This is a genomic window from Paracoccus hibiscisoli, from assembly GCF_005048265.1.
Classification (GTDB): Bacteria; Pseudomonadota; Alphaproteobacteria; order Rhodobacterales; family Rhodobacteraceae; genus Paracoccus; species Paracoccus hibiscisoli.
Genome location: NZ_SUNH01000111.1, coordinates 1 through 573, shown reverse-complemented (window position 1 = coordinate 573; position 573 = coordinate 1). Strand labels below are relative to the sequence as shown.

Annotated in this window: 1 pseudogene; it reads right to left on the bottom strand. The window is 64.0% G+C overall.

The annotated features are described in order from the left end of the window. Positions 1-120: 120 nt before the first annotated feature. Positions 121-258 (bottom strand): annotated as a pseudogene (locus FA740_RS20295) (VOC family protein); the annotation flags it as partial. Positions 259-573: the final 315 nt, after the last annotated feature.

The window sequence follows — 573 nt, the reverse complement described above, 5'->3', positions numbered from 1 at the left end:
AATCCATATCCGCGTCGCGCTCATGAACCGCTTCAACGCCCTCGGCACCGCCGAGATCGTCCGCGTGGCCTGACAATGAAGGGGGAAGGGGCAGTCACGCATCAGGCCGCCTTTCTGCAACAACGCCATCCGCACCCACCGCTTGCCGCCGCCGAGATCGGTATCCTCGCGACACTCGAAACCGATGCGGCGGAAGAAATCCAGCGCCGTGTCGTAATCGGGGACCAGCAGTGAAACATGGGCGATGCGGGCGGGCATAGAGGTCGCTCTGGACAAGGGGATCAGGACCCGATCCTGAGGCACGGCCTTGGCGGAGGCAAGGCGTCATGCGGTGTTTTGGATGGGGACCAAGGTCCGCAGAACTCAGCCGGTGCGGCAGGTCCCCGGGGTTTGCCCGAAGCGGCAGATGCGTCTGCCCGATATGCCGCCGTGCCAAGGATGCCCATGGATGCGCAGCGGCATCGCCGAACCATGCCCGGGACACCGCTTGCACACCGTGCAGAACTGCCGTCTCATGGGGCAAATGGATGGAGGATGGCATGACCCACAGCCCGCTTTATCGGACGCGTATCC